Origin of the sequence: Aeromicrobium sp. Leaf245, from assembly GCF_942548115.1 — a bacterium.
Lineage (GTDB): Bacteria > Actinomycetota > Actinomycetes > Propionibacteriales > Nocardioidaceae > Aeromicrobium.
Genome location: NZ_OW824151.1, coordinates 1,934,900 through 1,961,174 on the forward strand (window position 1 = coordinate 1,934,900; position 26,275 = coordinate 1,961,174).

The following is a 26,275-nucleotide window of genomic DNA, read 5'->3' on the forward strand; positions in this document are numbered from 1 at the left end:
CCATGTCCGGTGCACGCAAGGTGCTGCCGTGGCTCGTGCTCACGGTGCTGGTCCTGGCCGGCGGCGTCTTCGGGCTGCGGTCATGGGTCGGCACCGAGGCGGCGTCGGACGACTCCGCCTCGCCCGGTGTGGTGAGCGAGTCGGTCGCGCCGACCCCGTCGGCCAGTGTCTCGGCCTCGCCCACAGCGGAGCCGACCCCCAATGAGACCCCGTCGGCCACGCCGACACCGACGCGGACCACCGCGGCTCCGCGGGCCACGTCCGCTCCGCGTCGCACCGCGGCCCCGGCGCCGCGCACCACCCGGACCACCGGCGCCGTCGTGGCGCGCATCAGGTCCTCGCTCGACGCCAAGGGCGAGCCGACGTCGGTCTGGTGCCCGCCTCGGGTGTCCGCGGCCGTGGGGACCACCTTCACCTGCACGGTGGCCTACGCGTCCGCCCCGGCCACGGTCATCGCCGACGCGACCGTGCGGATCACCTCCCGCCAGGGTCAGTTCACCTGGCGGTCGAGCTCGCGGTCCTGACCGACGCCGCGCCGTCCTCGGCGCGTCCTCGGCGAAGCTGCGCGATCCCGGACCCCCGCGCGGGGGTCCGGGACCACTGGCACGCGCAGCTGTGGTCTCAACCAACGGTGCTGCCCTGCACGTTCCCCGGCCCGAGGAGTCCGAAACACACCCGGTCCTGGGGTGCGGACGTCTCGGTCGGGCTCCGGCGCAGGACGAGGCCCGAAGGTGCCGGTCGTCACGGCGTCGGAGCTTCGGCCCGTGGCGTCAACCGCAGGCCCCAGAGGGCTCACATCGGTGTGGTGGACTCCGCGAGGGACCTGCCGTCGACGGGTGTCGGCCTGATGTCCAGGCCGGCGGCTCGGGTCGGTTTCTCGACGGAGACGTCGCCGACGTCGTGGAGCGCGCAGACCGGCACGGCGAAGCGCGCGTCGTCCAGCTCCAACTGCGACAGCGTGGACGCCGTCTCGTGGCAATTGACCTCCGCGCACTTCATGCACCGATGGTGCGCCGGGATCGGCGTTCGCGCCAGTCGCCGTGCCGATCGTTCACCTCCCGGTTGCCAAGGGTCGGGGCGGCGCGGCAGGTCGAAGTCGCGTGGCCGGGAGCCAGTTCAGGACGACGGCGCCCTCGGGCAGGACCATCGCGACGTGGGCCCACCACTGTCCGTCACGTCGCTGCCACGTGATCAGCAGCCCCGGGTAGGGCGCCATGTCCGGGTGCTTCGCGGACGGGGCGACCCAGACGTGCCGGATCCGCTCGGCCCGCTCGAGGTGGTCGGCGGGGGAGCGGTCTCCGTAACGACGGTTGGCGCCCACCGGGCGATCGTACTCGAACAGGTGATCGAATGCGACGGAGCGCCGCTGGACGCAACGAGACGAGAAGGCTCGGGAATCGTCGAGCTTTCGGAGCCTTCCCGTCGTGGGACGTGCGGGTCCGACGCCGGGGCGTGAACGTGGGTGGACCCCCGGCTCGGCATGGGAGTGGGTGAGCCGGGGGTCGTGCGCGCGCAGGTGCATTCCACCATCTGCGCGCTTCACACGCGGTGGGGCGACTGTGAAGCCGTCGCGGGGCGCTGAGGCATGGGGCTGGCGGCGTGGTGCTCGCGGTGTGGGGCGAGCCGGCGCGGGAGTCTCGTGCGGAGAGCCCCACGGCACGTGCACCGCATGAGCGGACGGATCCGCCGTGGGGAGAAAGACGAGAAGGCCCCGGATTCGGCGAGATTCCGGAGCCTTCTCGAAGTGGGCGATACTGGGTTTGAACCAGTGACCTCTTCCGTGTCAGGGAAGCGCGCTACCGCTGCGCCAATCGCCCGAGGGTGGTGCTGTTCAGTTGGTGCGTCGTGTCGAGGTGGGTACGGGATTTGAACCCGTGTACACGGATTTGCAGTCCGTTGCCTCGCCTCTCGGCCAACCCACCGCTGGATGGGTATGGAGACCCTCCGAGCGGACAACGAGATTCGAACTCGCGACCCTCACCTTGGCAAGGTGATGCTCTACCACTGAGCTATGTCCGCATTCGCACCGTTTCCGGCGCGGGAAGAAACATTAGCCGATGGGCTCCGGCGCACCAAACGGGGGGTCGTCGTCGGCGGGGGTACGGTGGCGACATGCGTGCCTGGGTGGACGGACGAGTCCTCGGATCACCGGAAGAACCGGCCATCAGCGTCCTCGACCACGGGCTCGTGGTCGGCGACGGAGTCTTCGAGACGATCGCCGTCGACAGCGGGGTGCCGTTCGCCCTCACGCGCCACCTCGAGCGGTTGGCCGGCTCGGCCGCGGGACTCGGCATCGGGCGCCCCGACCTCGGCCTCCTGCGGGAGGGTGTCGCCGCCACGATGGACGGGCAGGACCTGCCCTTCGGTCGGATCCGCATCACCGTGACCTCCGGCCGGGGCCCCCTCGGCTCGCCGCGCGGCGACCACGGGCTCACGCACGTGGTGGTCACCGAGCCGGCCGAGCGCCCGCCCTCGGTCGCGTCGATCGCCACCGTGCCGTGGCCCCGCAACGAGCGCGGCGCGCTGGCCGGGCTCAAGACCACGTCGTACGCCGAGAACGCGAAGATGGTCGAGGCCGCCCGGGCCGCGGGTGCGTCGGAGGCGGTCATGCCCAACACGCAGGGCCACCTCTGCGAGGGCACGGGATCGAACATCATGTACGTCCTCGACGGCACGCTGGTCACGCCGACGCTGGCGTCGGGCTGCCTCGCGGGCATCACGCGCGCCCTCGCCCTCGAGTGGTTGTCGGCCGAGCTCGACGTCGTCGAGCGCGACGCTCCCATCGAGGTCCTGGCCGACGCCGACGAGGTGGTGCTCGTCGGCACGACCCGCGACATCCAGGCCATCTCCCACGTCGACGGCCGCGCGGTCGGCGCGGCCCCCGGCCCGATCACCCAGCGGGCGCAGGCCATCTGGGCCCGCGAGGCGGCCAAGCACTCCGACCCGTAGGGAACCGAGTGGGACCGCCGCGGAGACGTGCGTTAAGGTTCTGTGCGTCCCCGGGCGATTGGCGCAGTGGTAGCGCGCTTCGTTCACACCGAAGAGGTCACTGGTTCGAACCCAGTATCGCCCACCGACACCGAAGCCCCCGGCCCAGCGCCGGGGGCTTCGTCGTGCGTCCGCAGGGCGCTCCTACGATGGCGGGCATGTCGATCGAGACCGCCCGCGCCCACCTCGCCCGCTTCGGTCGAGGCGACGACGTCGTGGAGACGTCGGGGTCCAGCGCCACCGTCGAGCTCGCTGCCGCCGAGCTGGGTGTCGAGCCGGCACGGATCGCGAAGACGTTGGGCTTCTACGGAGCCGAGCCGGGCACGAGCATCCTCGTGGTGGCGGCCGGCGACGCCCGGGTCGACAACGCGGCGTTCAAGGCCGCCTTCGGCATCAAGGCGCGCATGCTGAAGCCCGACGACGTCGAGGCCCTCACCGGGCACGCCATCGGCGGTGTGTGCCCGTTCGCCAACCCCGACGTCGCCGCCGTGCACCTCGACGCCTCACTACGGCGCTTCGCGTCGGTGTTCCCGGCCGTCGGCAACGCCGCGTCGGCCGTGGAGCTGACGCCAGACGAGCTCGAGGTCGTGGCCGAGCCGGTGGGCTGGGTCCAGGTCACGAAGGACCCCGCGCCGGCGTCCTGACACCTTCGGGTCGATCGACGGAGCCAGGACCGACCCGAACGCGTCAGGACGCGCGCGGGCGCGCTCAGGTGGTCTCGGCGGTGCCGAGGGGGTCGAGCCGGGTCCAGCCGCGGTCGGTGTGGCGCTCGAGCCGGAGCCCGCGCCCCTCGCCCGCGGACGGGCCCTCGAAGGGGTGGCTGGAGCGCCAGGCCACGGCAGCCTGGTCGTGCTCCAGGGATCGCTCGGCGACGACGTCGCCGTCCTCGGTGGTCAGTCGGTAGTCGGCCATGGGTCCACCGTGCACCGGATCACTCGCCCGTGCACTCCGCGTAGGCCTTGCCGTACTCCTCGGTGTCCTGCACGGGCGACGCGGTCGGCGCCTCGATCTGCTCGCCCGGACGGCCGTAGAGCTCGTCGTCGAACACGATGAGCGGCGGCCCGTCGACGCAGTCCGTCACCTCCTGGACCCCGGCCTCCCCGTCGGCGACGCAGAGGTCGTAGTCGGCCGGGAGGTCGTCCCCGGCCTTCCAGACGCTGGAGCAGTCCGGACCCGTGGGCACGGGCGACGCGCTGGCACTCGCTCCGTCGGAGCCGCGTGGCTGGTCCGAGGGACCGGAGCCGCCCGAGGGCTCGTCCGACCCTCCGGACGTGCAGCCGGCGGCGAGGACGGCGAGGAGCAGGATGCTGGCAAGACGACGCATCCCTCGAGGCTAGGCCATCTCGCGCAGGGTCTTCTCGCTCTGGGCCATCGAGGTCAGGACGAGCGCCGTCCGAAGAGCAGGGCGAAGCGCGGCACGCGCATGGAGACCACGGGCCTGCGCCCGGAGAGCAGGCCGAGCACGCCGTCGAAGGTCCACGAGGCACGCACCAGCTGGGCGCTCACCCGCCCGCGCACCGGCGTGACGACCGACCGCCCGGCGCGGGCCTGGGCGATGCGGAAGCCGAGCGGCCAGCGTCCGGGGAGCGCCCGGGTGCGCTCGACGGTGGCTGACGCCAGGCCGAGGCCCTCGTGCCGCCGGCCCGGCTCCACGCGGAACTCGGCGAGGTCCTTCGGGATGGCCCACAGCGCCCGGCCACCGTCGCGGGACGCCTCGCTGTCGACCCAGATCCACGGGATCCACACGCGGAACCTCAGCCCACGGCGCACCAGCACCGTCGCCATGATCTCGTCGTAGGTGAGCGGGCTGGGCTCCTCGTACCGGAAGAACGCCGCCGTCACGACCGCCCGGCCGCGGAGGGTGACGATCGTCGTGCCCGGCGGCGGGGCGGGCAGGTCGGCGGCCGGCACGAGGAACACCGACGCCAGGGCCTGGCCGTGCAGGTCCCACGGCTCCGGGGGGTAGGTCACGTCCATGCGAAGTCCTCCGGCTCCACGGTCCGCACGCGCCGGTGGTACGGGTAGGTCGACCCCGGCCAGTTCGACGTGATCCGGCCCGACGGATGGCGGTACCAGCTGTCGCAGCTGCCCCACACGGAGGACTCGAGCCGTTCCTGGACCTGCTGGTCGTACTCGGCCTCGACCTCGGGGCGCACGTCGACCGCCTCGTAGCCACCGGCCTCCATGCGGTCGAGCACCTGGCGCATGTGTCGGGCCTGCGCCTCGAGCATGTAGATGATCGAGCCGCCACCGAGGTTGGTGTTGGGCCCGTAGGAGACGAACAGGTTGGGGAACCCCGGCACGTACATCCCGAGGTGGGCGTGGGCCCCGTCGGTCCAGCGCTCGGCCAGAGGCTCGCCCCCGGCGCCGCGCACGTCGATCGAGCTCAGGAAGTCCTGCGAGTCGAATCCCGTGCCGTAGATGATCACGTCGACCTCGTGCACGGTGCCGTCGGCGGTCTCGACGCCCTGGGGGAGGACCCGCACGATGCGATCGGCCACGACGTCGACGTGGTCTCGCTCGAGGGTCGGGTAGAAGTTGTTGGAGAACAGGATCCGCTTGCACCCGATCGGGTAGTCGGGCGTCAGCAGCTCGCGCAGGCGGGCGTCCTGCACCTGGCGGCGCAGGTGCGCGAGTGCTGCCTTCTGCTCGACCTTGCCGACCAGGCTGCCCTCGTCGAGGCCGCGTGAGAACTGCTCGCCGAACGTCCACCAGAGCGGGCGCTCCAGGCGGATGCCCGGTCGCCACCAGCGGGGGAGCGGGCCGTCGGGCTTGGGCAGGATGTAGTTCGCCGAGCGCTGGAAGAGCGTGAGGTGGGCGGCGTCCTCGGCGACGTGGGGCACGTACTGGATCGCGCTCGCGCCCACGCCCACGGCAGCGACGCGCTTGCCCGCCAGGTCGACGTCGTGGTCCCAGCGAGCCGAGTGGAACCAGTCGCCGGCGAAGTCCTCGAGGCCCGGCAGGGCCGGCAGGCGCGGCTCCGAGAGCTGGCCGACGGCGCTCACGAGCACGTCGACCCGCTCGACGACCCCGTCGGCGAAGCCGACGTCCCAGGCCTGCTCGTCCTGCTGCCAGTGGGCCGAGACCACCTCGCGGCCCAGCTGGACGCGGGGCGTGATGCCGTACTCGTCGGCGACCCGGTGCAGGTACTCCCGGATCTCCGGCTGCAGCGCGTACCGCTTCGACCACTGCGTGTTGACGGCGAACGAGTAGGAGTACAGGGGTGACGGGACGTCGCACCCGGCACCGGGGTAGGTGTTGTCGCGCCACACCCCTCCGATGTCGTCGCCACGCTCCCAGAGGCGGACGTCGTGGTGGCCGTGCGAGAGCAGCTCCGCTGCCACCGCGATGCCGCCGAAGCCGGAGCCGATGATGCCGACGGATGTCATGACGCCTCCAGGACGTGGACGAGGTGGATGGTGAGCAGGGCGAGGACGTCCTCGCGGGCCAGGGTCCCGCGCTGCAGCCACTCGCGGCACAGTGCCTTCACGTAGGCGGCCGAGGCCCTGAGGCGTGCGCGCAGGTCGGGGGAGTCGGGCAGACCCACGGCGTCGAGCACCAGTCGTGCCGCGCGGTCGTCGGCCTCGTCCACGATCCGCTGCAGGTCGGACTCGCCGCTGAGCTCGGCCGCGCCCGCCGCGGCCACCCAGGCCTGGCCGTAGGTCTGGGCGGCGTCGAGGATCCAGTCCATCGTCACGCGCACGCGTTCCTCGAGCGGCAGGTGCAGGAGGTCGGGCAGCTCGCTGGCCGGCATGAGCAGCGAGTCGCGCATGACGGCGAGGAAGATCTCGCGCTTGGAGCCGAAGTAGTGGTGCAGGAGCCCGCGGGTGACCCCCGCCGCGCGAGCGAGCTCGGCGAGCGAGACGTCGTCGTAGGATCGCTCGGCATACAGCGATCGCGCGGCCTCGACGATCTGGCGTCGCCGGGCGTCGGGCTCGAGCCGGGTGCGGTTGAGGGCGTTCACGGGACGAGTGAACAACGCTATTGGCAAAGTGTCAACAAGCGGGTACGGTGCGGGACATGAAGCACTACGACGTCGTGGTGGTGGGTTCGGGGTTCGGCGGCAGCGTCAGCGCCCTGCGACTCACCGAGAAGGGGTACTCGGTCGCCGTCATGGAGGCCGGTCGACGGTTCGCCGACGACGAGCTGCCCGAGACCTCCTGGCGCCTGAGGCGCTACCTCTGGGCGCCGTGGGCCCGGTGCTTCGGCATCATGCGCATCACGCCCCTGAAGGACGTCCTGATCGCCAGCGGTGCCGGCGTCGGCGGCGGTTCCCTGGTGTACGCCAACACGCTGTACCAGCCGCTCGACGGCTTCTACGACGACCCGCAGTGGGCGCACGTCACCGACTGGCGCGACGAGCTGGCCCCGCACTACGACCAGGCCAAGCGGATGCTCGGCGTGGCCACGTACCCCGGCCACACGCTGCCCGACCGGCTCATGGCCGAGGTGGCCCAGGAGCTCGGCGTCGGCGACACCGTGCACGCGGCCGACGTCGGCGTCCTCTTCGGCGACCGGCCCGGCGAGGACGTCGGCGATCCGTACTTCGGGGGCGCGGGACCGAGCCGCCGCACCTGCACCGAGTGCGGCGCCTGCATGACCGGGTGCCGCCGCAACGCCAAGAACACGCTCGTCAAGAACTACCTGTACCTCGCGGAGAGCGCCGGCGCCGAGGTCCACCCCCTGACGACCGTCACCGACGTGCGGCCGCGGACCGGTGGCGGGTACGAGGTGCGCACCCGGCGGACGGGCAACCGACTGCGCCGACGTCGCTTCAGCGCCGACCACGTGGTCTTCGCCGGCAACGCGCTCAACACCCAGGACCTGCTGCACCGCCTGCGTCGACGGTCGTTGCCGCACCTCTCCGACCGCGTCGGCGAGCTCAGCCGCACCAACTCCGAGGCCGTCCTCTCGGCCCGCGCGAGCGCCAAGGACGCCGACGTCACCCCGGGCATCGCGATCACCTCGTCGTTCCACCCCGACGCCGTGACCCACGTGGAGCCGGTGCGCTACGGCCGTGGCTCCGGGGCCCTCAGCCTGATGAACATGGCGCTGGCCGACCACCGAGGCGGGGGATCGCAGCTGCGCAAGGTGCTGCGCGGCTACCGCGGCCTCGGCCTGCGACGGTCGCTCCGCCTGCACGACCCGCGCCGCTGGGCCGAGCAGTCGATCGTCGTGCTGGTCATGCAGTCGCTCGACAACTCCGTCACCACGTTCCTGAAGCGCGGCCCGTTCGGGCTGCGCATGACCAGCCGTCAGGGCAAGGGCGAGCCCAACCCGTCGCGGATCCCCGTGGCCGACCACGTGGCGCGCGAGCTCGCCGACAAGCTCGACGGCGTGCCGGGCGGCTCCTTCGGCGAGCTGGTCGGCATCCCGCTCACCGCCCACTTCATCGGCGGGTGTGCGATCGGCACGTCGCCCGAGGAGGGGGTCATCGATCCCTACCAGCGGCTCTACGGCCACGACGGCCTCCACGTCGCCGACGGGTCCGCCATCAGTGCCAACCTCGGCGTCAACCCGTCGCTCACCATCACCGCCCAGGCCGAGCGCGCGATGTCGTTCTGGCCCAACAAGGGCGAGCCCGACCCGCGTCCAGCGCTGGGTGAGCCGTACGAGCGCATCGACGCGGTCGCGCCACGGTCCCCGGTCGTGCCCGACGACGCCCCGGGTGCCCTGGTGCTCCCGATGCCGACCGTCAGGCCGGGCGCCCGCGCGCAGGTCGAGGCCTGAACCGACGCGTCAGTCCGGGACGCCCCACGAGTAGGTCTGCTTGACCAGCTTGAGGTACATGAAGGTCTCGGTGCTCATCACGTCCTCGCGGGACCGGATCTTCTCCGACAGCACCGTCAGCAGGTGCTCGTCGCTCTCGCACACCAGCTCGAGGATGAGGTCGAACGAGCCGGCCGTGATGACGACGTAGTCGACCTCCGGGATCTCGGCCAGGGCGTCGGCGAGGGGCTCGAGCGGACCGTTGGCCCGGATGGCGATCATGGCCTCGCGGGCGAAGCCGAGCTGCATCGGGTCGGTGACCGCGACGATGTTGATGACGCCGGCCTCGGTGAGCTTCTGCACGCGTTGGCGCACCGCTGCCTCCGACAGGCCGACCTCCTTGCCGATCGCGGCGTAGGACATGCGGCCGTCGGCCTGGAGCAGCGCGATGATGCGCTTGGCGACCTGGTCGAGCGCGGGTGCGGTCATGCGGAGATCTTCGCCCATGCCTCACCGAGCACGGAACGCAGCACCTGTTCGATCTCGTCGAACTGGGCCTGGTCGGCGACCAGCGGCGGCGCGAGCTGCACCACCGGGTCGCCACGGTCGTCGGCGCGGCAGTAGAGACCGGCGTCGAGCAGCGCCGTGGACAGGAACCCGCGCAGCAGACGGTCGCACTCCTCGGGCGTGAAGGTCTCCTTGGTGGTCTTGTCCTTCACCAGCTCGATGCCGTAGAAGAACCCGTCCCCGCGGACGTCGCCCACGATCGGCAGGTCGAGCAGGGACTCGAGCGTCCCGCGGAACGCACCCTCGGTCGCTCGCACGTGCTCGAGCAGCCCGTCCCGCTCGAAGAGGTCGAGGTTGGCCATCGCGACGGCGCACGACACGGGGTGGCCGCCGAAGGTGTACCCGTGGGCGAAGCTCGTGCCCGTGCGCAGGAACGGCTCGGCCAGGCGGTCGCTCACGATCGTCGCGCCGAGCGGCGAGTAGCCGGACGTCAGCCCCTTCGCGCACGTGATCATGTCGGGCACGTAGTCGTACCGCTCGGCGCCGAACGTGGTGCCGAGCCGGCCGAAGGCGCAGATCACCTCGTCGGAGACGAGGAGCACGTCGTGCGCGTCGCAGATCTCGCGCACCCGCTGGAAGTAGCCGGGTGGGGGTGGGAAGCACCCGCCGGCGTTCTGCACCGGCTCCAGGAACACCGCAGCGACGGTGTCGGGTCCCTCGGCCTCGATGGCGACCTCGATCTGGTCGGCGGCCCAGCGTCCGAACGCCTCCAGGTCGTCCTCGTGCACCGGGGCCCGGTAGTGGTTGGTGTTCGGGACGCGGAAGGTCGACGGCACGAGGGGCTCGAACTGCTGCTTCAGCGTCGGCAGGCCGGTGATGGAGAGCGCACCGTGCGTCGTGCCGTGGTAGGCGATCGACCGGCTGATCACCTTGTGCTTGAGCGGCTTGCCCACGAGCTTGAAGTAGTTCTTGGCCAGCTTCCACGCGGTCTCGACGGCCTCGCCGCCCCCGCTGGAGAAGAACACGCGGTTGAGGTCCCCGGGGGCGAGCGCCGCCAGGCGCTCGGCCAGGTCGATCGCGGTGGGGTGGGCGTAGGACCAGAGCGGGAAGAACGCGAGCTCCTGGGCCTGCCGGGCCGCGGCCTCGGCCAGCTCGCGGCGCCCGTGCCCGGCCTGCACCACGAACAGCCCGGCCAGGCCGTCGAGGTAGCGACGGCCGCGGTCGTCCCAGACGTAGCAGCCCTCGCCGCGGGTGATCACCGGGACGTCGGCACCGTCGGGGGACCTCAGGGGAGCGAAGTGCATCCACAGGTGGTCCTTGGCGGCCTTCTGACGTCGAGCGGCCTCGGGGTCGAGTGGGGTCATGGTTCCTCCGATCACCTGTGAGTATTCGCGACGGATTGCGTCGAGTGCAAGGGTCCTCGCATCTGATTGCGTAACGATCGTGTGACGACTCTTGCGGATTCCGTTGGCGAGGTGCAGAGTTCGGTCATCGTCGGCGGAGCAGAGGAGCGTCATGTCTGAGGTCGAGGGAACCGGGCCGGGCAGCACGACCACGGCAGGCAAGAAGGGTCTGAAGGCCAACGCGATCGGGTTCTGGGAGGGCCTCTCGATCGGGCTCGACGCCACGGCGCCGGCCTACTCGATCGCCGCGGTCCTCGGCTCGATGGTGGTCGTGGCCGGCATCCATGCGCCCGCGGTGATCTGGCTGTCGTTCGTGCCGATGTTCCTCATCGCCGGCGCGTTCCTCTACATGAACCGCGCCGACACGGACTGTGGAACCACGTTCTCCTGGGTCACGCGGGCGATGGGGCCCTGGATCGGCTGGATCGGCGGCTGGGCCGTCTTCACCACCGGCGTCCTCGTGATCGGCTCCCTCGCCGACGTGGCCGCGCGCTACCTGTTCGTCATGGTCGGCGCCGACGACCTCGCCGCGAACCGCACCGTCGTCATCACCGTGGCCGTCGTGATCGTGCTGGTCATGACGTGGCTCTGTGTCCGGGGGACCGAGGCGTCGGCCAAGTTCCAGGTCTGGCTCGTCTTCGCCCAGGTCGGTGCACTGCTGCTGTTCGTCCTCGTGGCGGTCGTGCGTCTGTTCATGGGCAACCTGCCCGCCGGGGCGACCAACCCCGACTGGAGCTGGCTCAGCCCGTCGGGCCTGACCTCCGACCAGCTGGTCAGCGGGCTGCTCATCGGCGTGTTCATCTACTGGGGCTGGGAGAGCGCGGTCAACCTCTCGGAGGAGTCCGAGGACGGTGACACCGCTCCCGGCCGGGCCGGGATCTGGAGCACGGTGATCCTGGTGGTCACGTACCTCGGGGTCGGCATCGTCACCATCGCCGCCGGTGGCGTGGACTTCGTGACCGGCTACGACGACGACGACGCCCTGTTCGGCGCCATCGGGGACCTGGTGCTCGGGCCGTTCGCGTTCATCCTCCTGCTCTCGATCATCACCTCGGGCATCGCGTCCACCCAGACGACGATCCTGCCCGCGTCCCGCGTCTCCTTGTCGATGGCGAGCGCCGGGGCGTTCCCGAGGATCTTCTCGCGCATCCACCCGAGCTACGGCACGCCGTCGTTCAGCACGTGGTTCATCGGCGGCGTCGCGATCCTCTGGTACGTCGGCGCGAGCGCGGTGAGCGACAACTTCCTGTTCGACTCGATCTCGGCGCTCTCGCTCATGATCGCCTTCTACTACGCCCTCACCGGCGTGGCGTGCGCGATCTACTGGCGACGCCGCCTGTTCACGTCGGTCAAGGCGTTCCTGCTCATCGGGGTCGGCCCGCTGGTGGGTGCCGCGACGCTCTTCTACCTGCTGTTCGAGTCGGTGCGCTCCCTGGCCGACCCCGAGGCGTCCTACAGCGGCACCTCGGTGCTGGGCGTGGGTCTGCCGCTCGCGATCGCCGTGTTCTTCCTCGGACTCGGTCTCGTGCTCATGCTCGTGTGGCGGTTCACGGTGGGCGCGGCGTTCTTCAGCCGCAAGGGCTTCGAGACGGTCTCGGACGCGGTGGCCCTCGCTGCTCTGGGACCGACGCGCCCGGGCGCGGCGCTGCCCAAGGACGGGGAGTGACATGAGGATCCTGCTGGTCGGCTCCGGTGGCGTGGGGGCGGCGTTCACCGCCATCGCCGCGCGACGCGACTTCTTCGAGACGATCGTGGTCGCCGACTACGACCAGGCGCGTGCGGACAAGGCGGTCGACGCGCTCGACGACGACCGCTTCGTCTCCGCACAGGTGGACGCGTCGTCCGCCGACGCCGTCGCGACGCTGTGCCGCGACCACGGCGTCACGCACGTGATGAACGCCGTCGACCCGCGCTTCGTCATGCCGGTCTTCGAGGGCGCGCACGCGGCAGGCGCCGACTACGTCGACATGGCGATGTCGCTGTCGCGCCGGCACCCGGAGGAGCCGTACGCCAGGGTCGGAGTGAAGCTGGGCGACGAGCAGTTCGCGGTCGCCGACCAGTGGGAGTCCGACGGTCGTCTCGCCCTCGTGGGCATGGGTGTCGAGCCCGGGCTCTCCGACGTGTTCGCGCGCTACGCCGCCGACCACCTCTTCAGCTCCATCCGCGACCTCGGCACGCGCGACGGCGCCAACCTGGCCGTCCACGACGAGGACGGCAACGAGCTGTTCGCCCCCTCGTTCTCCATCTGGACCACGATCGAGGAGTGCCTCAACCCGCCCGTCATCTGGGAGAAGGCGCGCGCCGACGAGCCCGACGGCGGCTGGTTCACGACGCCGCCGTTCTCCGAGCCCGAGGTCTTCGAGTTCCCCGAGGGGATCGGACCGGTCGAGTGCGTCAACGTCGAGCACGAGGAGGTGCTCCTGATGCCGCGCTGGGTCGATGCCGAGCGCGTGACGTTCAAGTACGGCCTGGGCGAGGACTTCATCAACGTCCTGCGCGCCCTGCACGACGTCGGCCTCGACCGGACCGACCCCGTGCAGGTGGCGTCGGCCGACGGCCCGGTCATGGTCTCCCCGCGCGACGTGGTGGCGGCCTGCCTGCCCGATCCGGCCACCATCGGTCCGCAGATGACCGGCAAGACGTGCGCCGGGCTGTGGGTCACCGGTGTCGGCAAGGACGGTGAGGAGCGCGAGACGTACCTCTACCACGTGGTCGACAACGAGTGGGCGATGCGCGAGTACGGGCACCAGTGCGTCGTGTGGCAGACGGCGGTCAACCCGGTCGTGGCGCTCGAGCTGCTCGCGAACGGCACCTGGAGCGGCGCCGGCGTGCTCGGCCCGGAGGCCTTCGACGCCGTGCCGTTCCTGGACCTGCTCAGCGAGTACGGCGCCCCGTGGGGCCAGCGCGACTCCTGAGGTCGTCCTGACCTGCGAGGACCGGCGCGGGCCCCCTAGGGTGGTGGCAAGCAGCACGGCCCAGTCGTAGGGGTCGTCGAGAACCGAATGGAGCACCGCCATGTCCGTCACCGTGCACGTCGCCGTCGAGGCCGGGGCAGAACCCACCTCCCAGACCGTGGACGACGGGACGAAGGCGTGGCAGCTCTTCGCCGAGCAGCCCGACGTGGTCGTCGCCCGCATCGACGGTGAGCTGCGTGACCTGTCCACCGTCCTCGTCGACGGGTCGACCGTGGAGCCCGTCGCCATCGACAGCCCCGACGGCCTCGACGTGCTGCGCCACTCGGCCGCCCACGTCATGGCGCAGGCCGTGCAGGAGCTCTTCCCGGACGCCAAGCTCGGCATCGGTCCGCCGATCACCGACGGCTTCTACTACGACTTCGACGTCGAGGAGCCGTTCAAGCCCGAGGACCTGCAGGCCATCGAGTCGCGGATGAAGAAGATCGTCAAGGAGGGCCAGCGGTTCGACCGTCGCGAGATCAGCGACGACGACGCCCGCACCGAGCTCGCCGACGAGCCGTACAAGCTCGAGCTCATCGGTCTCAAGTCGCAGGCCGGCTCCACCGAGGGTGCCAGCGTCGAGGTGGGCGAGGGCGGCCTCAGCATCTACGACAACGTCAAGCGCGACGGCTCCCTGGCGTGGAAGGACCTGTGCCGCGGCCCGCACCTGCCCACCACCAAGCGCATCCCGGCCTTCACGCTCATGCGCTCGGCCGCCGCCTACTGGCGCGGTGACGAGAAGAACAAGCAGCTGCAGCGCATCTACGGCACCGCCTGGCCCACCAAGGAGGCGCAGGAGGACTACCTGCACCGCCTGGAGGAGGCCCAGCGTCGTGACCACCGTCGGCTGGGCACCGAGCTGGACCTCTACAGCTTCCCCGACGAGATCGGCTCCGGACTGCCCGTCTTCCACCCGCGCGGTGGCGTCATCAAGCGGGAGATGGAGGACTACGTCCGTCGTCGGCACATCGAGGAGGGCTTCGAGTACGTCGGCACCCCGCACATCGCCAAGGAGGGGCTCTTCCACACCTCCGGCCACCTGCCCTACTACGGCGAGGGCATGTTCCCCTCGCTCGACGTGGACGGCCAGGAGTACCGCCTCAAGGCGATGAACTGCCCGATGCACAACATCATCTACCGCTCGCGGCAGCGGTCGTACCGCGAGCTGCCGCTGAGGCTCTTCGAGTTCGGGCACGTCTACCGCAACGAGAAGTCGGGCGTCATCCACGGCCTCACCCGCGTGCGCGGGTTCGCGCAGGACGACTCGCACTCGTACGTCACCCCCGAGCAGGCGCCCGACGAGATCCGCCACCTGCTGAACTTCATGCTGAGCCTGCTGCGCGACTTCGGGCTCGACGACTTCTACCTCGAGCTGTCCACCCGCGACGACCGCAAGGACAAGTTCATCGGCTCCCACGAGGACTGGGAGGTCGCCACGCAGGTGCTCGCCGACGTGGCCGCGGAGACCGGCATCGAGCTCGTGCCCGACCCGGGAGGAGCGGCGTACTACGGCCCCAAGATCTCGGTCCAGGCCCGTGACGCCATCGGCCGCACCTGGCAGATGGGCACCGTGCAGTACGACTTCAACCAGCCGTCGCCCGAGCGGTTCAACCTCGAGTACGTGGCCGCCGACGGCACCCGCCAGCAGCCCGTGATGATCCACTCGGCCAAGTTCGGCTCGATCGAACGGTTCCTCGGCGTGCTCGTGGAGCACTACGCGGGCGCCTTCCCTCCGTGGCTCGCCCCGGTGCAGGCCGTCGGCATCCCGGTCGCGGAGCGCCACGCCGAGTACCTGTACACCCTGGGCCAGCGACTCAAGGGTGCCGGCATCCGGTTCGAGGTCGACGACTCCGACGAGCGCATGCAGAAGAAGATCCGCACCGCGCAGACGCAGAAGGTGCCCTTCATGCTCATCGTCGGCGACAACGACGTCGAGGCCGACGCCGTCTCGTTCCGCTACCGCAACGGGGAGCAGGAGAACGGCGTCCCGGTCGACGACGCGGTGCGCCGCATCCTCGAGGCCGTCGCGTCGCGCGAGCAGGTCTGACGAATCGCCACGCAGGGCGGTGCGGCGACCTAGTCTGGCCCCGTGATCAGGGGGATGCTGGCGGGTGCCGTCGCGCTCGCGATGGTGACGTCGACGGTCCCGGCGTCTGCCGCAGAAGGTGAGGCGTTGCTGCGTCTCGGGATGAAGGAGCGATGCGTGGCGCCCGGCCAGGGCTACCCGCTCGCGTCGGTGACGGTGCACTCCGACGCGGCCCCCGTCGCGGGTGCCACCGTGGAGTGGCGTCAGGACGGGACCATCCTGCACACCGCGGTCACCGACGACCATGGCGTCGCGCAGGCCGAGGGCGTGCAGGCCGTCCGCACCGACGAACCGGTGATGGTCACGTCCGTGGACCCGGCGAGCGGTCGGTCGGTGACCCTGCCCGACCGGGTGCGTGACACCGGGGTGCTGGCCTCGGCGGGCTGGGTGCGGCGATTCGTCGTTCCCTCCTCCGTGGTGCGCCCGCTGGACGTCGGAGGGGCCGGGCCGAGGGAGTGGACGGCGAAGGCCGACCTCTCGTGCACGACACGGCCGGTTCCCGGGGCGCTCGTGGACGTGCTCGCGACCGGTCCCGAGGACTCAGAATCCATGCTGCTGGAATCCCTCCCTCCCGACGAGGATGGGGAGTGGCGCTTCTCCGGCTGGGCGACCTTCGGCGGCCCGACGACGTTCACCGTCCGCAGCCGGACGCCGGACGGTCACGTCCTCCACCTCGGTCGCCGCGCCGGCGACCTGGCGCCTGAGGCCACCTGGATCAACACCTCTGTCACGGGCGTGCGCAGCGAGCTGATGGCGTCCACCCTGCTGACCCGGGGAACGACCTACACGACCCGGGCCGAGCTGGTCGCCGACGGCGGGGACGGGCGGCGGCGCGGTGCGCTGGACCGGGTGGTCGACGTCACCTTCGTGGACCGGGTGACCGGTCGCTCCACCAGTCTGTCCCCGCTGGTGGTCGCCGACTTCGACGGAGAGATCGCGCTCGACAGCTCCCACCGGGCGACCAGGTCGGGCACGTACCACTTCTCCTTCCGCGGCACGAGGGCCGAGCAGGGCGCAACCGCCACCCTGAGGGTGCGCCTCCGCCCGAAGATCAGCGGCTGGCCGGTGAAGCGGATCGCGGCCAAGCGGTCGACGACCCTGCGTCGCACCGTCACGATCGCCGAACACGAGAACGCCCGCGCCGAGCTGCGCGTCTGGAACCCGCGGTACCGCGCCTGGGACCCCGTCGGCGGCCTGCGCACGATCGACGCCAGGGGTCGCTTGACGTTCACCGTGCCGAAGGTCAGGGGGACGAAGGGCTACCGACTCGTGATCGGGGACGTGACGTCCACCCGGGGTGGCGGACACGCGTTCGACCCGGTCGCGACGACGAAGACCTGGACCGTCACCCGGCGCTGAGCGACGTCTCGGTAGGTTGTCCCGGTGACTGCAGACGACCGCCTGGAGCGCCTCTGGGTGCCGTACCGCATGTCCTACGTGCGGGGCGAGGAGCCCGAGCCCGACGACTCCTGCCCGTTCTGCCGCATCGCCTCCGGCGGCCGGCAGTCCGAGCTCGTCGTGCACCGGGGGACCCACTGCTTCGTGGTCCTCAACCTCTACCCGTACAACCCGGGGCACCTCATGGTCGTCCCGAACCGGCACGTGGCCGACTACACCGACCTCACCGAGGACGAGACCTGCGAGGTCGCCACGCTCACCCAGCAGGCCCTGCGCGCCGTCCGCGCCGCCTCGAACCCGCACGGGTTCAACGTCGGGCTCAACCTCGGGGGAGTGGCGGGCGGCTCGCTGTCGCAGCACCTGCACCAGCACGTGGTGCCCCGATGGTCCGGCGACGCCAACTTCATGACCGTGCTCGGGCAGACCAAGACGCTCCCGCAGCTGCTCGAGGACACCCGCGACCTCCTGGCCGACGCCTGGCCGGGGGAGACGCCCACGACCGAGGACGACGCCTGATGCTCGAACGCTTCCGCCAGTTCTGGACGAACATCTGGTCGCCCCTGGCCGACCTGCTGCTGCGCCTGGGCGTCAAGCCCGACCACGTGACGATCGTCGGCACCCTCGGGGTCAGTGCCGGCGCGTTGTGGTTCTTCCCGCGCGGGCAGTTCTTCGTCGGTGTCATGGTGGTCACCGCGTTCGTGTTCAGCGACCTCATGGACGGCTACATGGCCCGCAAGTCCGGCCAGTCGTCGAGGTGGGGGGCCTTCCTCGACTCGACGCTGGACCGGGTCGGCGACGCTGCGGTGTTCGGCGGCCTCCTGCTCTACTACACGCGCGCCGACGCCGACACCACGCTCGGCCCGGCCGACCTCTACCTCGGCCTGAGCCTCGCCTGCCTCGTGCTGGGCAACCTCACCTCGTACGCGCGGGCCCGCGCCGAGAGCCTGGGCATGCAGGCCAAGGGTGGCATCGCCGAGCGGGCCGACCGTCTGGTCGCGATCCTCGTGATGACCGGGCTGAACGGTCTGTTCGGGCTGCCCGTCCTGACCGAGATCACGCTGTGGGCGCTCGCCCTCGCGAGCCTGGTGACCGTGTTCCAGCGCATGGCGATCGTGCACCGGCAGGCCTTCCCGCCCGCCGGGACGGAGTCCTGACCGTCTTCCGCCGAACGTGACATCGCGAATGTGACATCACTCTTGACACGTAGAGATCGGGGTCACATACTCGCGGTATGACCCTCATGGACGAGCAGGACCTCGACCGCACCCAGGACGCGCTGGCCTCGCTGACGCGCAGCGAGTACGAGGCCACGCTGACCCAGCTGTCCCAGGCGTCGGTCGACCGTCACTTCGACGCCTTCGTCGACGTCCCGTGGGACCACCCGGACTTCGCGATCGACCCGACCGACGCCCACTGGGTGCTTCCGGAGGCCGACCCGCTCGGTGCCCACCCCTGGTACAAGTCGCTCCCCGTCGAGCGGCAGATCGAGATCGGGATGTGGCGCTACGCGAACATCTTCAAGGTCGGTCTGCAGTTCGAGAACCTCCTGATCCGCGGGATCATGCAGTACGTCTTCTCCCGCCCCAACGGGTCGGCCGAGTTCCGCTACCTCACCCACGAGGCCACGGAGGAGTGCCACCACACGCAGATGTTCCAGGAGTGCATCAACCGCATCGGCGCCGACGTCCCGGGCATGCCGCGATGGATGCGGGCGATCCACGGGATCATCCCGCTCATGGCCTCGCGGTACCCGCTCGGCTTCTTCATCGCGGTGCTCGCGGGCGAGGAGCCGATCGACCACACGCAGAAGAAGATGCTGCGCGAGGGCGCCACGATCCCGCCGGTCATGCGCCGCATCATGCAGATCCACGTGGCGGAGGAGGCGCGGCACATCTCGTTCGCGCACGCCTACGTCATGCGCAGCGGCCCGAACCTGGGAAAGGTCGACCGGTGGGTCATGTCGATGCTGTTCCCGATCATCATGCGGATCGCGGGCGACCTCATCCTCGTGCCGCCGAAGGAGCTGCGCACCGAGATGGGCGTGCCGAAGGAGGTCGTCAAGGAGCTCTACTGGGACGCTCCGGAGTCGCGCGTGTTCCTCTCCGAGCTGTTCAGCGACGTGCGCATGCTGGCCGAGGAGTCCACGCTCATGACACGGTCCTCGCGGCGCATGTGGCGCTGGCTCAAGATCGACGGTCGCCCGGCCCGGTACCGCAGCGAGCCGCCCGCGCGTCTGGCCGACCCCGCCTCGGTCGACCCCGTCTCTGTCGACACGGTCTGACCCGTGACCCACGTCGTCACGCAGCCGTGCTGCGGTGACGCGGCCTGCGCCTTCGCGTGCCCCGTCAACTGCATCCACCCCACGCCCGACGAGCCGGACTTCGCCACGGCCGAGATGGTCTACATCGATCCTCAGGCCTGCGTCGACTGCGGAGCCTGCGTGAAGGCATGCCCGGTGGGGGCGATCAAGCCGGAGTCGCGGCTCACGGCCGACGAGCGGGTGTTCGTCGAGCTGAACGCGCTCTTCCACGCCGACTCCGACGTCGGCAACGGGCTCGAGTCGCCGACCCGCCCGGCGCAGGCGCCGGTTCCGCCGGTCGTGCGCATCGACGGGTCGCGACGCTTGAGCGTGGCCGTCGTCGGTGCCGGTCCGGCCGCGCTGTACGCGGCCGACGAGCTGCTCAAGCAGCGTCAGGTGCGGGTCCGTGTCCTCGACCGGCTGCCGACCCCGCACGGACTCGTCCGGGCCGGCGTCGCACCCGACCACCAGCACACGAAGGACATCGGGCGACTGTTCGAGAAGATCGAGTCCCACCCCGGCTTCGCGTACGAGCTCGGGGTCGAGGTCGGGACCGACGTCACGCACGACCAGCTGCTCGCCACCCATGACGCCGTGGTCTACGCGACGGGCGCGGCCGTGGACCGGCGGCTCGACGTGCCGGGGGAGGACCTGCCCGGCAACGCGACCGCCACGGACGTGGTGGCCTGGTACAACGGACACCCCGACCACGTGGAGGCACCGCTGGACCTGTCGGGGGACCGCATCGTGGTGGTCGGCAACGGCAACGTGGCGCTCGACGTCTCGCGGGTGCTGCTGAGCGATCCGGAGTCGCTCGCGAGCACCGACATCGCCGACCACGCCCTCGACGCCCTGCGCGTCAGCAGGGTGAGGGTGGTGGAGGTGCTGGCGCGACGTGGTCCGGCCCAGGCGGCCTTCACCGTCCCCGAGCTCGTCGGGCTGCTGCACCACCCCGACCTCGACGTCGTCGTGCCGCAGCGCGAGCTGCTGGACGGGGACGACGTCAAGAGCCGCCTCCTGCGGGAGGGGACGGTCGCCGAGGCCGACCCGGCTCGACGGCACGTCGTCCTGCGCTTCCTCGTCGCACCGGTGGCGGTGCTGGGGGACGGGTCCGTCACCGGGCTCGAGGTCACGCGCACGAGTCTCGTGACGGGACCCGACGGCGTGGTCGCAGCGGTGCCGACCGGCGACCACGACGTGATCCCCACTCGGGCGGTGCTCCGCTCCGTGGGGTACCGGTCCGCTCCGGTCCCGGGGGTGCCGTTCGACCCGGTGACCCATCGCATCCCGAACGTCGGCGGACGCGTGCTCGACGTGCCGGGCGGTGACGTGCTTCCGCGCACCTACGTCGTGGGCTGGGTCAAGCGCGGTCCGTCCGGCTTCATCGGCACCAACAAGTCGTGCTCGCTCGAGACCGTCAACCACCTGCTCTCCGACGTGGCGCAGGGACGGATCGAGGCCGTCGACCGGCCGGAGCCGTTGCGGGCGACGGCCGGTGTCCTCGACCGCGAGGGCTGGCTGCTGCTCGACGCGCACGAGCGCGAGGCGGGGCGCAGGGCAGGACGTCCACGTCGCAAGGTGGTGGACCGGCGCCGGATGGTGGACGTCGTCGAGGCCGCCAGAGGCGGCCGATAGACTCGAGGGGTGAGCAACGAGCAGACCCCCTCCACGTCCCCCGACGGCACCAGCCCCCAGTCGACCGGTACCGCGCGCGTCAAGCGCGGCATGGCCGAGATGCTGAAGGGCGGCGTCATCATGGACGTCGTCGACGCCGAGCAGGCGCGCATCGCCGAGGACGCCGGCGCCGTGGCCGTCATGGCCCTCGAGCGCGTCCCGGCCGACATCCGGGCCCAGGGCGGCGTGGCGCGCATGAGCGACCCGGACCTGATCGACGGCATCGTCTCGGCGGTCTCGATCCCGGTCATGGCCAAGGCCCGCATCGGGCACTTCGCCGAGGCGCAGGTGCTGCAGAGCCTGGGTGTCGACTACATCGACGAGTCCGAGGTTCTCACGCCGTCGGACTACGCCAACCACATCGACAAGTGGGCCTTCAACGTCCCGTTCGTGTGCGGTGCGACCAACCTGGGCGAGGCGCTGCGTCGGCTCACCGAGGGTGCGGCCTTCATCCGCTCCAAGGGCGAGGCGGGCACGGGCGACGTGTCGAACGCCGTCACGCACATCCGCACGATCACCGGCGAGATCCGTCGCCTGCAGTCGCTGCGCGAGGACGAGCTGTTCGTGGCCGCCAAGGAGCTCCAGGCGCCGTACGAGCTGGTCAAGGAGGTCGCGGAGCTGGGCAAGCTGCCCGTCACCCTCTTCACCGCCGGCGGCATCGCGACCCCGGCCGACGCCGCGCTCGTCATGCAGCTGGGCTCGGAGGGCGTGTTCGTGGGCTCGGGCATCTTCAAGTCCGGCAACCCGGCCCAGCGTGCCGAGGCGATCGTCAAGGCCACCACGTTCTACGACGATCCCGACGTCGTCGCCAAGGTGTCGCGCGGCCTGGGTGAGGCCATGGTCGGCATCAACGTCGACGACATCCCCGAGCCGCACCGCCTCGCCGAGCGCGGCTGGTAGCCGCACCCGGTGGCGGGTGTGCCGCCCCTGTCTTTGGGATTTGTCTCCTACTTTTCACGAATGCCCATGTGACGCAGATCTCACGTCCCATGCTCGAGGTGAGGGCTCGTCCCTCGTGCCGGCGTAGGGAGCGCCGCGCCTCGAGACATGGGAGCACGCGATGAAGAACTCGACCAAGGGTGCGCTGGCCGCAGGTGCGGCTGCCGTCCTCCTGCTCGGTGGCGCCGGGACGCTGGCGTACTGGAGCGATGCCGTCGACCTTCCCGGCGGGACCGTCACCTCCGGTGAGCTCAAGCTGCTGAACGAGTCCTGCGACGCCGACTGGGTCTACGCCGTCGGCAGCGCGAGCGTGGGCGAGCCCGTGAACCTCGTCGTCCCCGGCGACGTGATCTCCAAGGAGTGCGAGTTCGAGGTCGTCGCCACGGGCGACAACCTGAGTGCCGACCTCGTCGTGCCGGGCACCGCCACGTTCACCTCCGTGGCCCCCGCCGCCCCGAGTTTCGACGCGACGGTCGCGGCCACGTACGCCGACGCCGGCGGCAATCCTCTGCCCGCCACGATCACCGACGCGAACGACGGTGTGATCACCGCGACGATCAGCGTCACGTTCCCCTACGGCACGGCGGAGGACGATCCCGATCCGGTGAACATCAACGACACCCAGGGCGTGACGGCGACGCTGGACTCCATCACGGTCTCGGTCGAGCAGAACGACCCGAACTGATCGTCGGCGGTGTCCCCGTGCGCCTCTGGTGTCGGATCGCCGTCCAGGCCGTGGCCTGGACGGTGATCCTCGCCGTCGGTGAGTCCCTGGGCGCGGCGGTCGTCGTGCCACGACTGGTCGGCGCCACGCCGTACACCGTGCTCACCGGCTCCATGCGCCCCGCGCTGCCGCCCGGGACGCTCGTGGTGGTCCGGCCGGTCGAGATGGACGACATCTCCGTCGGGGACACCATCACCTACCAGCTGCGGTCGGGGGAGCCCACGGTGGTGACCCACAGGGTGGTGGGCTCGGGGGTGAGGACCGACGGGACGGCGGTGCTCACGACACGTGGCGACGCCAACCAGGTCTCCGACGCACGTCCGGTCCGCCAGGAGCAGGTGCGTGGTCGGGTCTGGTACGCGGTCCCGCACCTCGGACGCCTCAGCACCGCTCTCGACCCGGTGCAGCGACGGACGGCGGTCCACGCCGTGGCAGCCGGTCTCCTGCTCTACTCCGGATGGATGGTCGTGGCCGGTCTCGTCGCCCGCAGCGCCCCCGGACGCCGCAGCGCCGCGAAGGAGCAGTCCCGGTGAGGCGCGCCCGACTCCTGCTCGCCGGCCTCGCGACGACGACCCTCCTCGGGGCCTCGGTGGCGTACGCGGCCGACGAGATCGGGCTCAGCGACGACGGGGTGACGTGGTCGTCCGGTCTGGACGCGCCTCTCTTCGATCCTGACGTGCGGTGGGTTCCGGGTGACTCGCGGACGGAGAGCTTCTACGTCCGCAACGAGGGTCCGAGCGGTGCCTCCCTGACCATCGAGGCCCGCAGCGCGGACGAGGACGACCTGCTCGCCGACGACGACATCGACCTGCGGGCGCGGGCGGACGGCGGGGCGTGGGTGGAGCTGCGCAACGGCGTCGCCTCCGCCCGCCTCACCGAGCGGGAGATCGAGCAGGACGGGGTCGTGCAGGTCGACGTGAACGCGACGTTCGACCCGACGTCGACCAACCGGTCCCAGGTCCGGCGCCTGGCGCTCGACCTCCGTGTGCGGCTGGCCGACGCCGCCGGTACCGACGGGGAAAGTGACGCCGACGCGGACGGCGGGGCCGATGCCGATCTCGACGGATCGGGCGTCGACGCCGATCTCGACCCGCCCGAGGGCGAGGAGGCCGCCGGAGCCCTCCCCGGCACGGGCACGACGACCGAGGGGTGGATCCTGCTGCTCGGCGCCGCCCTCGTGCTCGGTGGGACCTCACTGGTGGTTCGCCGGCGCGGTCACGAGGGGGTCGGGCGATGAGCCGGCATGCAGGACCGCGGCGCGGCAGGGCGCGAGAGCGTCGAGGATGGGTCCGGGTCCTTCTCTCGGCGGGGCTCGTGCTGGGACTCGGCTCGCTCAACACCATGGCGTCCTGGACCGACGACGCCGCGCTCGACGTCGGCACCATCCAGGCGGGTTCGCTCGACCTCCTGATCGCCGGGAACCTCCCGGGCCAAGGGGGCACCACGACGACGCCCACGCTCGGTCTGACGGGCATGGTCCCGGGCGAGAGCATCGCCGTGACGGTCCCGGTCCAGCGTGCCGCGAGCACCGGCGGCTTCACCTACACGGCGAGGGCGACCGCGGCGGGAGCGCTCGCCCCCTACCTGCGGTGGACCGTCACCGCCGGGTCGGCGGGCACGGCCAGCAGCTCCGGACTGAGGACCAACACGTGCGGCGGGACCGCCCTCGTCACGAACGTGACGCTGTCTGGGTCGTCCAGCGACGTCATCGCGTCGGCTCGGACCCTCTCCGGCGCCACCATGAGCGAGAACGTCTGCATCCGTGTGGAGCTCCCCAGCGGCACCGCCAACGCGGCTCAGGGTCTGTCCGCCACCGCCTCCTTCGTGTTCGACGCGACGCAGCTGAGCTGATCACCGTGCTGGAACGCGTGCGTCAGACGGTCCTCTGGGTGGGGGCCTGCCTGGGCGGTCTCTGCGTGCTGTGGGCGGCAGCGACCCACGTGCTCGGGCTCACGCCCCTCGTCTTCACCTCGGGGTCGATGGCCCCGCAGATCGCTGCAGGCGACCTCGCCCTCGCCGAGTCGACCCCGGCGCGAGCGGTCGCGGTCGGAGACGTCGTGAGCGTGGTCAACGCCGCCGGTCGGCGCGTCACCCACCGCGTGGTCGACGTCGACCCGGTCGACGCCGGCTCGGTCGTGCTCTCGTTGAAGGGTGACGCGAACGCCCGTCCGGACGCCGAGGCCTACAACGTCGAGCAGGTGGAGCGCGTCGTGACCTCCGTGCCGGCCGCGGGCCACGTCGTCGCGGCGGTCGGGACGCCGGCCGGGCGCTTCGCCGCCGGCGCCGGCCTGGGCCTGTGCCTCGTGCTCCTGGTGCCCTGGCGTCGTGGTGGTGGTCCCGAGGTCTCCCGTGCGGGGGAGCACCGGCGTGCACGCCCGAACCGCGCGCGTCGATCGGTACCGTACGCGGGCCGCGGTGCCGCCGTGCTGGTCGCTCTCGCCCTGGCGGCGCCGTCGTCCTCGAGGGCGGTGCCGACCGACGCGTCGTTCACCGACGACGGCACGCTGACGGCCACCTCGTCCGCCCGCACGATCGTCTCCCAGGCCCAGCCGGTCTGCACCAACGTCGACGGGGTGCTGGTCCTGGGCAACATCGCGCGTGTGACCTGGAGCCAGGTCGCCGCGGACCACGAGTACGCCTGGGTGCTCCGGCGCACCGACAACGGCACCGCGGTCGCCTCGGGGACGGCCGGGACGGGCCAGGCCGCCGGGACGACCGTCCAGGTGGATCTCGGCACCGGGCTCATCGGCACGAACACGAACTACGACCTCGTCGTGACGGCCAGGCTCACGTCCTCACCCACCTGGGTCGCCGCGACCTCGACCACGACACCGGTGCGTCGCGCCAGCGTCCTCATCATCGGGGCGGCCTTCCGGTGCGGGCACGCCTGAGGCGCCACGCAGGCGTGGCGGACCACCTCACTACGCTGTCCCGGTGATCTCACCGACCATCGGCGTCTTCGCCCTGCAGGGCGACGTCCGCGAGCACGTGCAGGCCCTCGAGGCGCTGGGCGTCCGGGCCGTCACGGTGCGTCGCGAGGAGGAGCTCGACCGCGTCGACGGATTGGTGATCCCCGGCGGGGAGTCCACCACGATGATCAAGCTGGCCGACGTCTTCGGCGTGGCCGAGGCGTTCCGGCGTCGGATCGCGGACGGGCTGCCCACGTTCGGCACGTGCGCCGGGATGATCATGCTGGCCGACCGGCTCGTCGACGGTGCCGAGGGACAGGCCACCTTCGGCGGGCTCGACGTCACGGTGCGGCGCAACGCCTTCGGTCGGCAGGTCGACTCCTTCGAGGCCGACGTCGACTTCACGACCTTCGACGACCCCGTCCACGCGGTGTTCATCCGCGCCCCCTGGGTGGAGGAGGCGGGCCCGGGCGTGGAGGTGCTGGCCGCGGTCCCGGTCGGCCCGGGTGCCGCGGCGGGCGCGACGGACCGTGCTGCCGATAGGATCGTGGCGGTCCGGCAGGGTTCGGTGCTGGCGACGTCGTTCCACCCCGAGGTGGGAGACGACCTGCGCCTGCACCGCCTGTTCCTGGACCTCGTGACGACGTAGGGATCCGCCACCCGCCGGGGTGGCGCGGAAAGGGGC

General features: G+C 71.2%; 28 protein-coding genes and 4 tRNA genes. 20 read left to right on the top strand and 12 right to left on the bottom strand.

What is annotated here, in order from left to right; translation table 11 throughout:
• The first annotated feature begins 2 nt into the window (after positions 1-2).
• On the top strand, positions 3-524 hold the full coding sequence (locus tag NBW76_RS09535) for a hypothetical protein (protein ID WP_056555122.1): 522 nt from the start codon (positions 3-5) through the stop codon (positions 522-524).
• A 268-nt stretch (positions 525-792) separates the two neighbouring features.
• Here the strand turns inward: NBW76_RS09535 and NBW76_RS09540 are convergent, their stop codons facing one another.
• From NBW76_RS09540 to NBW76_RS09560, 5 genes are all read right to left on the bottom strand, one after another.
• Positions 793-999 (bottom strand): hypothetical protein, encoded by a 207-nt coding sequence (locus NBW76_RS09540; protein WP_055970555.1) that lies wholly within the window; start codon positions 997-999, stop codon positions 793-795.
• Positions 1,000-1,051: 52 nt separating this feature from the next.
• Positions 1,052-1,321, bottom strand: a complete 270-nt coding sequence (locus tag NBW76_RS09545; RefSeq protein ID WP_055970553.1) for a hypothetical protein — start codon at positions 1,319-1,321, stop codon at positions 1,052-1,054.
• Between the two features lie 424 nt (positions 1,322-1,745).
• Positions 1,746-1,817 (bottom strand) — tRNA-Val (locus NBW76_RS09550).
• A 34-nt stretch (positions 1,818-1,851) separates the two neighbouring features.
• Positions 1,852-1,922 (bottom strand) — tRNA-Cys (locus NBW76_RS09555).
• 25 nt (positions 1,923-1,947) lie between these two features.
• Positions 1,948-2,019, bottom strand: a tRNA-Gly gene (locus tag NBW76_RS09560).
• 93 nt (positions 2,020-2,112) lie between these two features.
• On the opposite strand from NBW76_RS09560, the gene NBW76_RS09565 reads away from it, so the two are divergent.
• The 3 genes from NBW76_RS09565 (at position 2,113) to NBW76_RS09575 (ending at position 3,632) form a co-directional block, all read left to right on the top strand.
• Complete coding sequence (locus NBW76_RS09565) at positions 2,113-2,949, top strand: aminotransferase class IV (protein WP_056555121.1); 837 nt, start codon at positions 2,113-2,115, stop codon at positions 2,947-2,949.
• A 52-nt stretch (positions 2,950-3,001) separates the two neighbouring features.
• Positions 3,002-3,073, top strand: a tRNA-Val gene (locus NBW76_RS09570).
• Between the two features lie 73 nt (positions 3,074-3,146).
• Positions 3,147-3,632, top strand: coding sequence for a YbaK/EbsC family protein (locus NBW76_RS09575; RefSeq protein ID WP_200914573.1), 486 nt, complete (start codon positions 3,147-3,149; stop codon positions 3,630-3,632).
• A 64-nt stretch (positions 3,633-3,696) separates the two neighbouring features.
• Here NBW76_RS09575 and NBW76_RS09580 read toward each other — a convergent pair whose 3' ends face one another.
• The 5 genes from NBW76_RS09580 to NBW76_RS09600 are packed head-to-tail and all read right to left on the bottom strand — an operon-like array spanning position 3,697 to position 6,952.
• Entirely contained in the window at positions 3,697-3,900 is a 204-nt protein-coding gene (locus NBW76_RS09580; RefSeq protein ID WP_055970547.1) for a hypothetical protein, read from the bottom strand.
• A gap of 19 nt (positions 3,901-3,919) precedes the next feature.
• On the bottom strand, positions 3,920-4,312 hold the full coding sequence (locus NBW76_RS09585; protein ID WP_055970545.1) for a hypothetical protein: 393 nt from the start codon (positions 4,310-4,312) through the stop codon (positions 3,920-3,922).
• A 53-nt stretch (positions 4,313-4,365) separates the two neighbouring features.
• Positions 4,366-4,965, bottom strand: a complete 600-nt coding sequence (locus NBW76_RS09590) for an acetoacetate decarboxylase family protein (RefSeq protein ID WP_056555119.1) — start codon at positions 4,963-4,965, stop codon at positions 4,366-4,368.
• Positions 4,956-6,377, bottom strand: a complete 1,422-nt coding sequence (locus tag NBW76_RS09595; protein ID WP_056555118.1) for an NAD(P)/FAD-dependent oxidoreductase — start codon at positions 6,375-6,377, stop codon at positions 4,956-4,958. Before NBW76_RS09595 ends, NBW76_RS09590 begins: the two co-directional genes overlap by 10 nt.
• The gene (locus NBW76_RS09600) at positions 6,374-6,952 is read right to left on the bottom strand and encodes a TetR/AcrR family transcriptional regulator (protein WP_162237371.1); all 579 of its coding nucleotides are present in this window, start codon (positions 6,950-6,952) and stop codon (positions 6,374-6,376) included. Before NBW76_RS09600 ends, NBW76_RS09595 begins: the two co-directional genes overlap by 4 nt.
• 56 nt (positions 6,953-7,008) lie before the next feature.
• Between NBW76_RS09600 and NBW76_RS09605 the strand changes: the two genes are divergently transcribed.
• The gene (locus NBW76_RS09605) at positions 7,009-8,718 is read left to right on the top strand and encodes a GMC oxidoreductase (RefSeq protein ID WP_055970538.1); all 1,710 of its coding nucleotides are present in this window, start codon (positions 7,009-7,011) and stop codon (positions 8,716-8,718) included.
• 9 nt (positions 8,719-8,727) lie between these two features.
• Here the strand turns inward: NBW76_RS09605 and NBW76_RS09610 are convergent, their stop codons facing one another.
• Positions 8,728-9,186, bottom strand: coding sequence for an Lrp/AsnC family transcriptional regulator (locus NBW76_RS09610; RefSeq protein ID WP_055970536.1), 459 nt, complete (start codon positions 9,184-9,186; stop codon positions 8,728-8,730).
• Entirely contained in the window at positions 9,183-10,568 is a 1,386-nt protein-coding gene (locus NBW76_RS09615; protein WP_056555114.1) for an aspartate aminotransferase family protein, read from the bottom strand. The genes NBW76_RS09610 and NBW76_RS09615 overlap by 4 nt, the downstream gene beginning before the upstream one ends.
• A gap of 151 nt (positions 10,569-10,719) precedes the next feature.
• Here NBW76_RS09615 and NBW76_RS09620 point away from each other — a divergent pair, with 151 nt between their 5' ends.
• The 15 genes from NBW76_RS09620 (at position 10,720) to pdxT (ending at position 26,239) form a co-directional block, all read left to right on the top strand.
• Positions 10,720-12,273 (top strand): APC family permease, encoded by a 1,554-nt coding sequence (locus NBW76_RS09620; RefSeq protein ID WP_055970532.1) that lies wholly within the window; start codon positions 10,720-10,722, stop codon positions 12,271-12,273.
• A 1-nt stretch (position 12,274) separates the two neighbouring features.
• Positions 12,275-13,522 (top strand): saccharopine dehydrogenase family protein, encoded by a 1,248-nt coding sequence (locus NBW76_RS09625; RefSeq protein WP_056555111.1) that lies wholly within the window; start codon positions 12,275-12,277, stop codon positions 13,520-13,522.
• Positions 13,523-13,622: 100 nt separating this feature from the next.
• Positions 13,623-15,608: a threonine--tRNA ligase gene (gene thrS / locus NBW76_RS09630; protein ID WP_056555103.1), complete on the top strand. Its 1,986-nt coding sequence runs from the start codon at positions 13,623-13,625 to the stop codon at positions 15,606-15,608.
• 42 nt (positions 15,609-15,650) lie between these two features.
• The gene (locus NBW76_RS09635; RefSeq protein WP_156364813.1) at positions 15,651-17,006 is read left to right on the top strand and encodes a hypothetical protein; all 1,356 of its coding nucleotides are present in this window, start codon (positions 15,651-15,653) and stop codon (positions 17,004-17,006) included.
• A gap of 69 nt (positions 17,007-17,075) precedes the next feature.
• Positions 17,076-17,561 (top strand): HIT domain-containing protein, encoded by a 486-nt coding sequence (locus NBW76_RS09640; RefSeq protein WP_082480853.1) that lies wholly within the window; start codon positions 17,076-17,078, stop codon positions 17,559-17,561.
• Positions 17,561-18,199, top strand: coding sequence for a phosphatidylinositol phosphate synthase (gene pgsA / locus NBW76_RS09645; protein ID WP_055970521.1), 639 nt, complete (start codon positions 17,561-17,563; stop codon positions 18,197-18,199). Before NBW76_RS09640 ends, pgsA begins: the two co-directional genes overlap by 1 nt.
• Positions 18,200-18,276: 77 nt before the next feature.
• The gene (locus NBW76_RS09650; protein WP_055970519.1) at positions 18,277-19,326 is read left to right on the top strand and encodes a diiron oxygenase; all 1,050 of its coding nucleotides are present in this window, start codon (positions 18,277-18,279) and stop codon (positions 19,324-19,326) included.
• 3 nt (positions 19,327-19,329) lie between these two features.
• Complete coding sequence (locus tag NBW76_RS09655) at positions 19,330-20,979, top strand: FAD-dependent oxidoreductase (RefSeq protein WP_056555094.1); 1,650 nt, start codon at positions 19,330-19,332, stop codon at positions 20,977-20,979.
• Positions 20,980-20,988: 9 nt separating this feature from the next.
• A complete protein-coding gene (gene pdxS, locus NBW76_RS09660) occupies positions 20,989-21,918 on the top strand; it encodes a pyridoxal 5'-phosphate synthase lyase subunit PdxS (RefSeq protein ID WP_056555093.1) in 930 nt (309 codons plus the stop codon).
• Positions 21,919-22,078: 160 nt separating this feature from the next.
• Positions 22,079-22,642, top strand: a complete 564-nt coding sequence (locus NBW76_RS09665; RefSeq protein ID WP_056555090.1) for an alternate-type signal peptide domain-containing protein — start codon at positions 22,079-22,081, stop codon at positions 22,640-22,642.
• Between the two features lie 17 nt (positions 22,643-22,659).
• Positions 22,660-23,214: a signal peptidase I gene (locus NBW76_RS09670; RefSeq protein WP_056555089.1), complete on the top strand. Its 555-nt coding sequence runs from the start codon at positions 22,660-22,662 to the stop codon at positions 23,212-23,214.
• Positions 23,211-23,918 carry an LPXTG cell wall anchor domain-containing protein gene (locus NBW76_RS09675; protein ID WP_056555085.1) on the top strand — a complete coding sequence of 236 codons (708 nt, stop codon included), beginning with the start codon at positions 23,211-23,213 and terminating at the stop codon, positions 23,916-23,918. The genes NBW76_RS09670 and NBW76_RS09675 overlap by 4 nt, the downstream gene beginning before the upstream one ends.
• The gene (locus NBW76_RS09680; RefSeq protein WP_082481954.1) at positions 23,915-24,532 is read left to right on the top strand and encodes a SipW-dependent-type signal peptide-containing protein; all 618 of its coding nucleotides are present in this window, start codon (positions 23,915-23,917) and stop codon (positions 24,530-24,532) included. The genes NBW76_RS09675 and NBW76_RS09680 overlap by 4 nt, the downstream gene beginning before the upstream one ends.
• 17 nt (positions 24,533-24,549) lie before the next feature.
• A complete protein-coding gene (locus NBW76_RS09685; RefSeq protein ID WP_162239222.1) occupies positions 24,550-25,572 on the top strand; it encodes a signal peptidase I in 1,023 nt (340 codons plus the stop codon).
• Positions 25,573-25,615: 43 nt separating this feature from the next.
• Positions 25,616-26,239 carry a pyridoxal 5'-phosphate synthase glutaminase subunit PdxT gene (gene pdxT / locus NBW76_RS09690; RefSeq protein WP_056555068.1) on the top strand — a complete coding sequence of 208 codons (624 nt, stop codon included), beginning with the start codon at positions 25,616-25,618 and terminating at the stop codon, positions 26,237-26,239.
• Positions 26,240-26,275 lie beyond the last annotated feature (36 nt).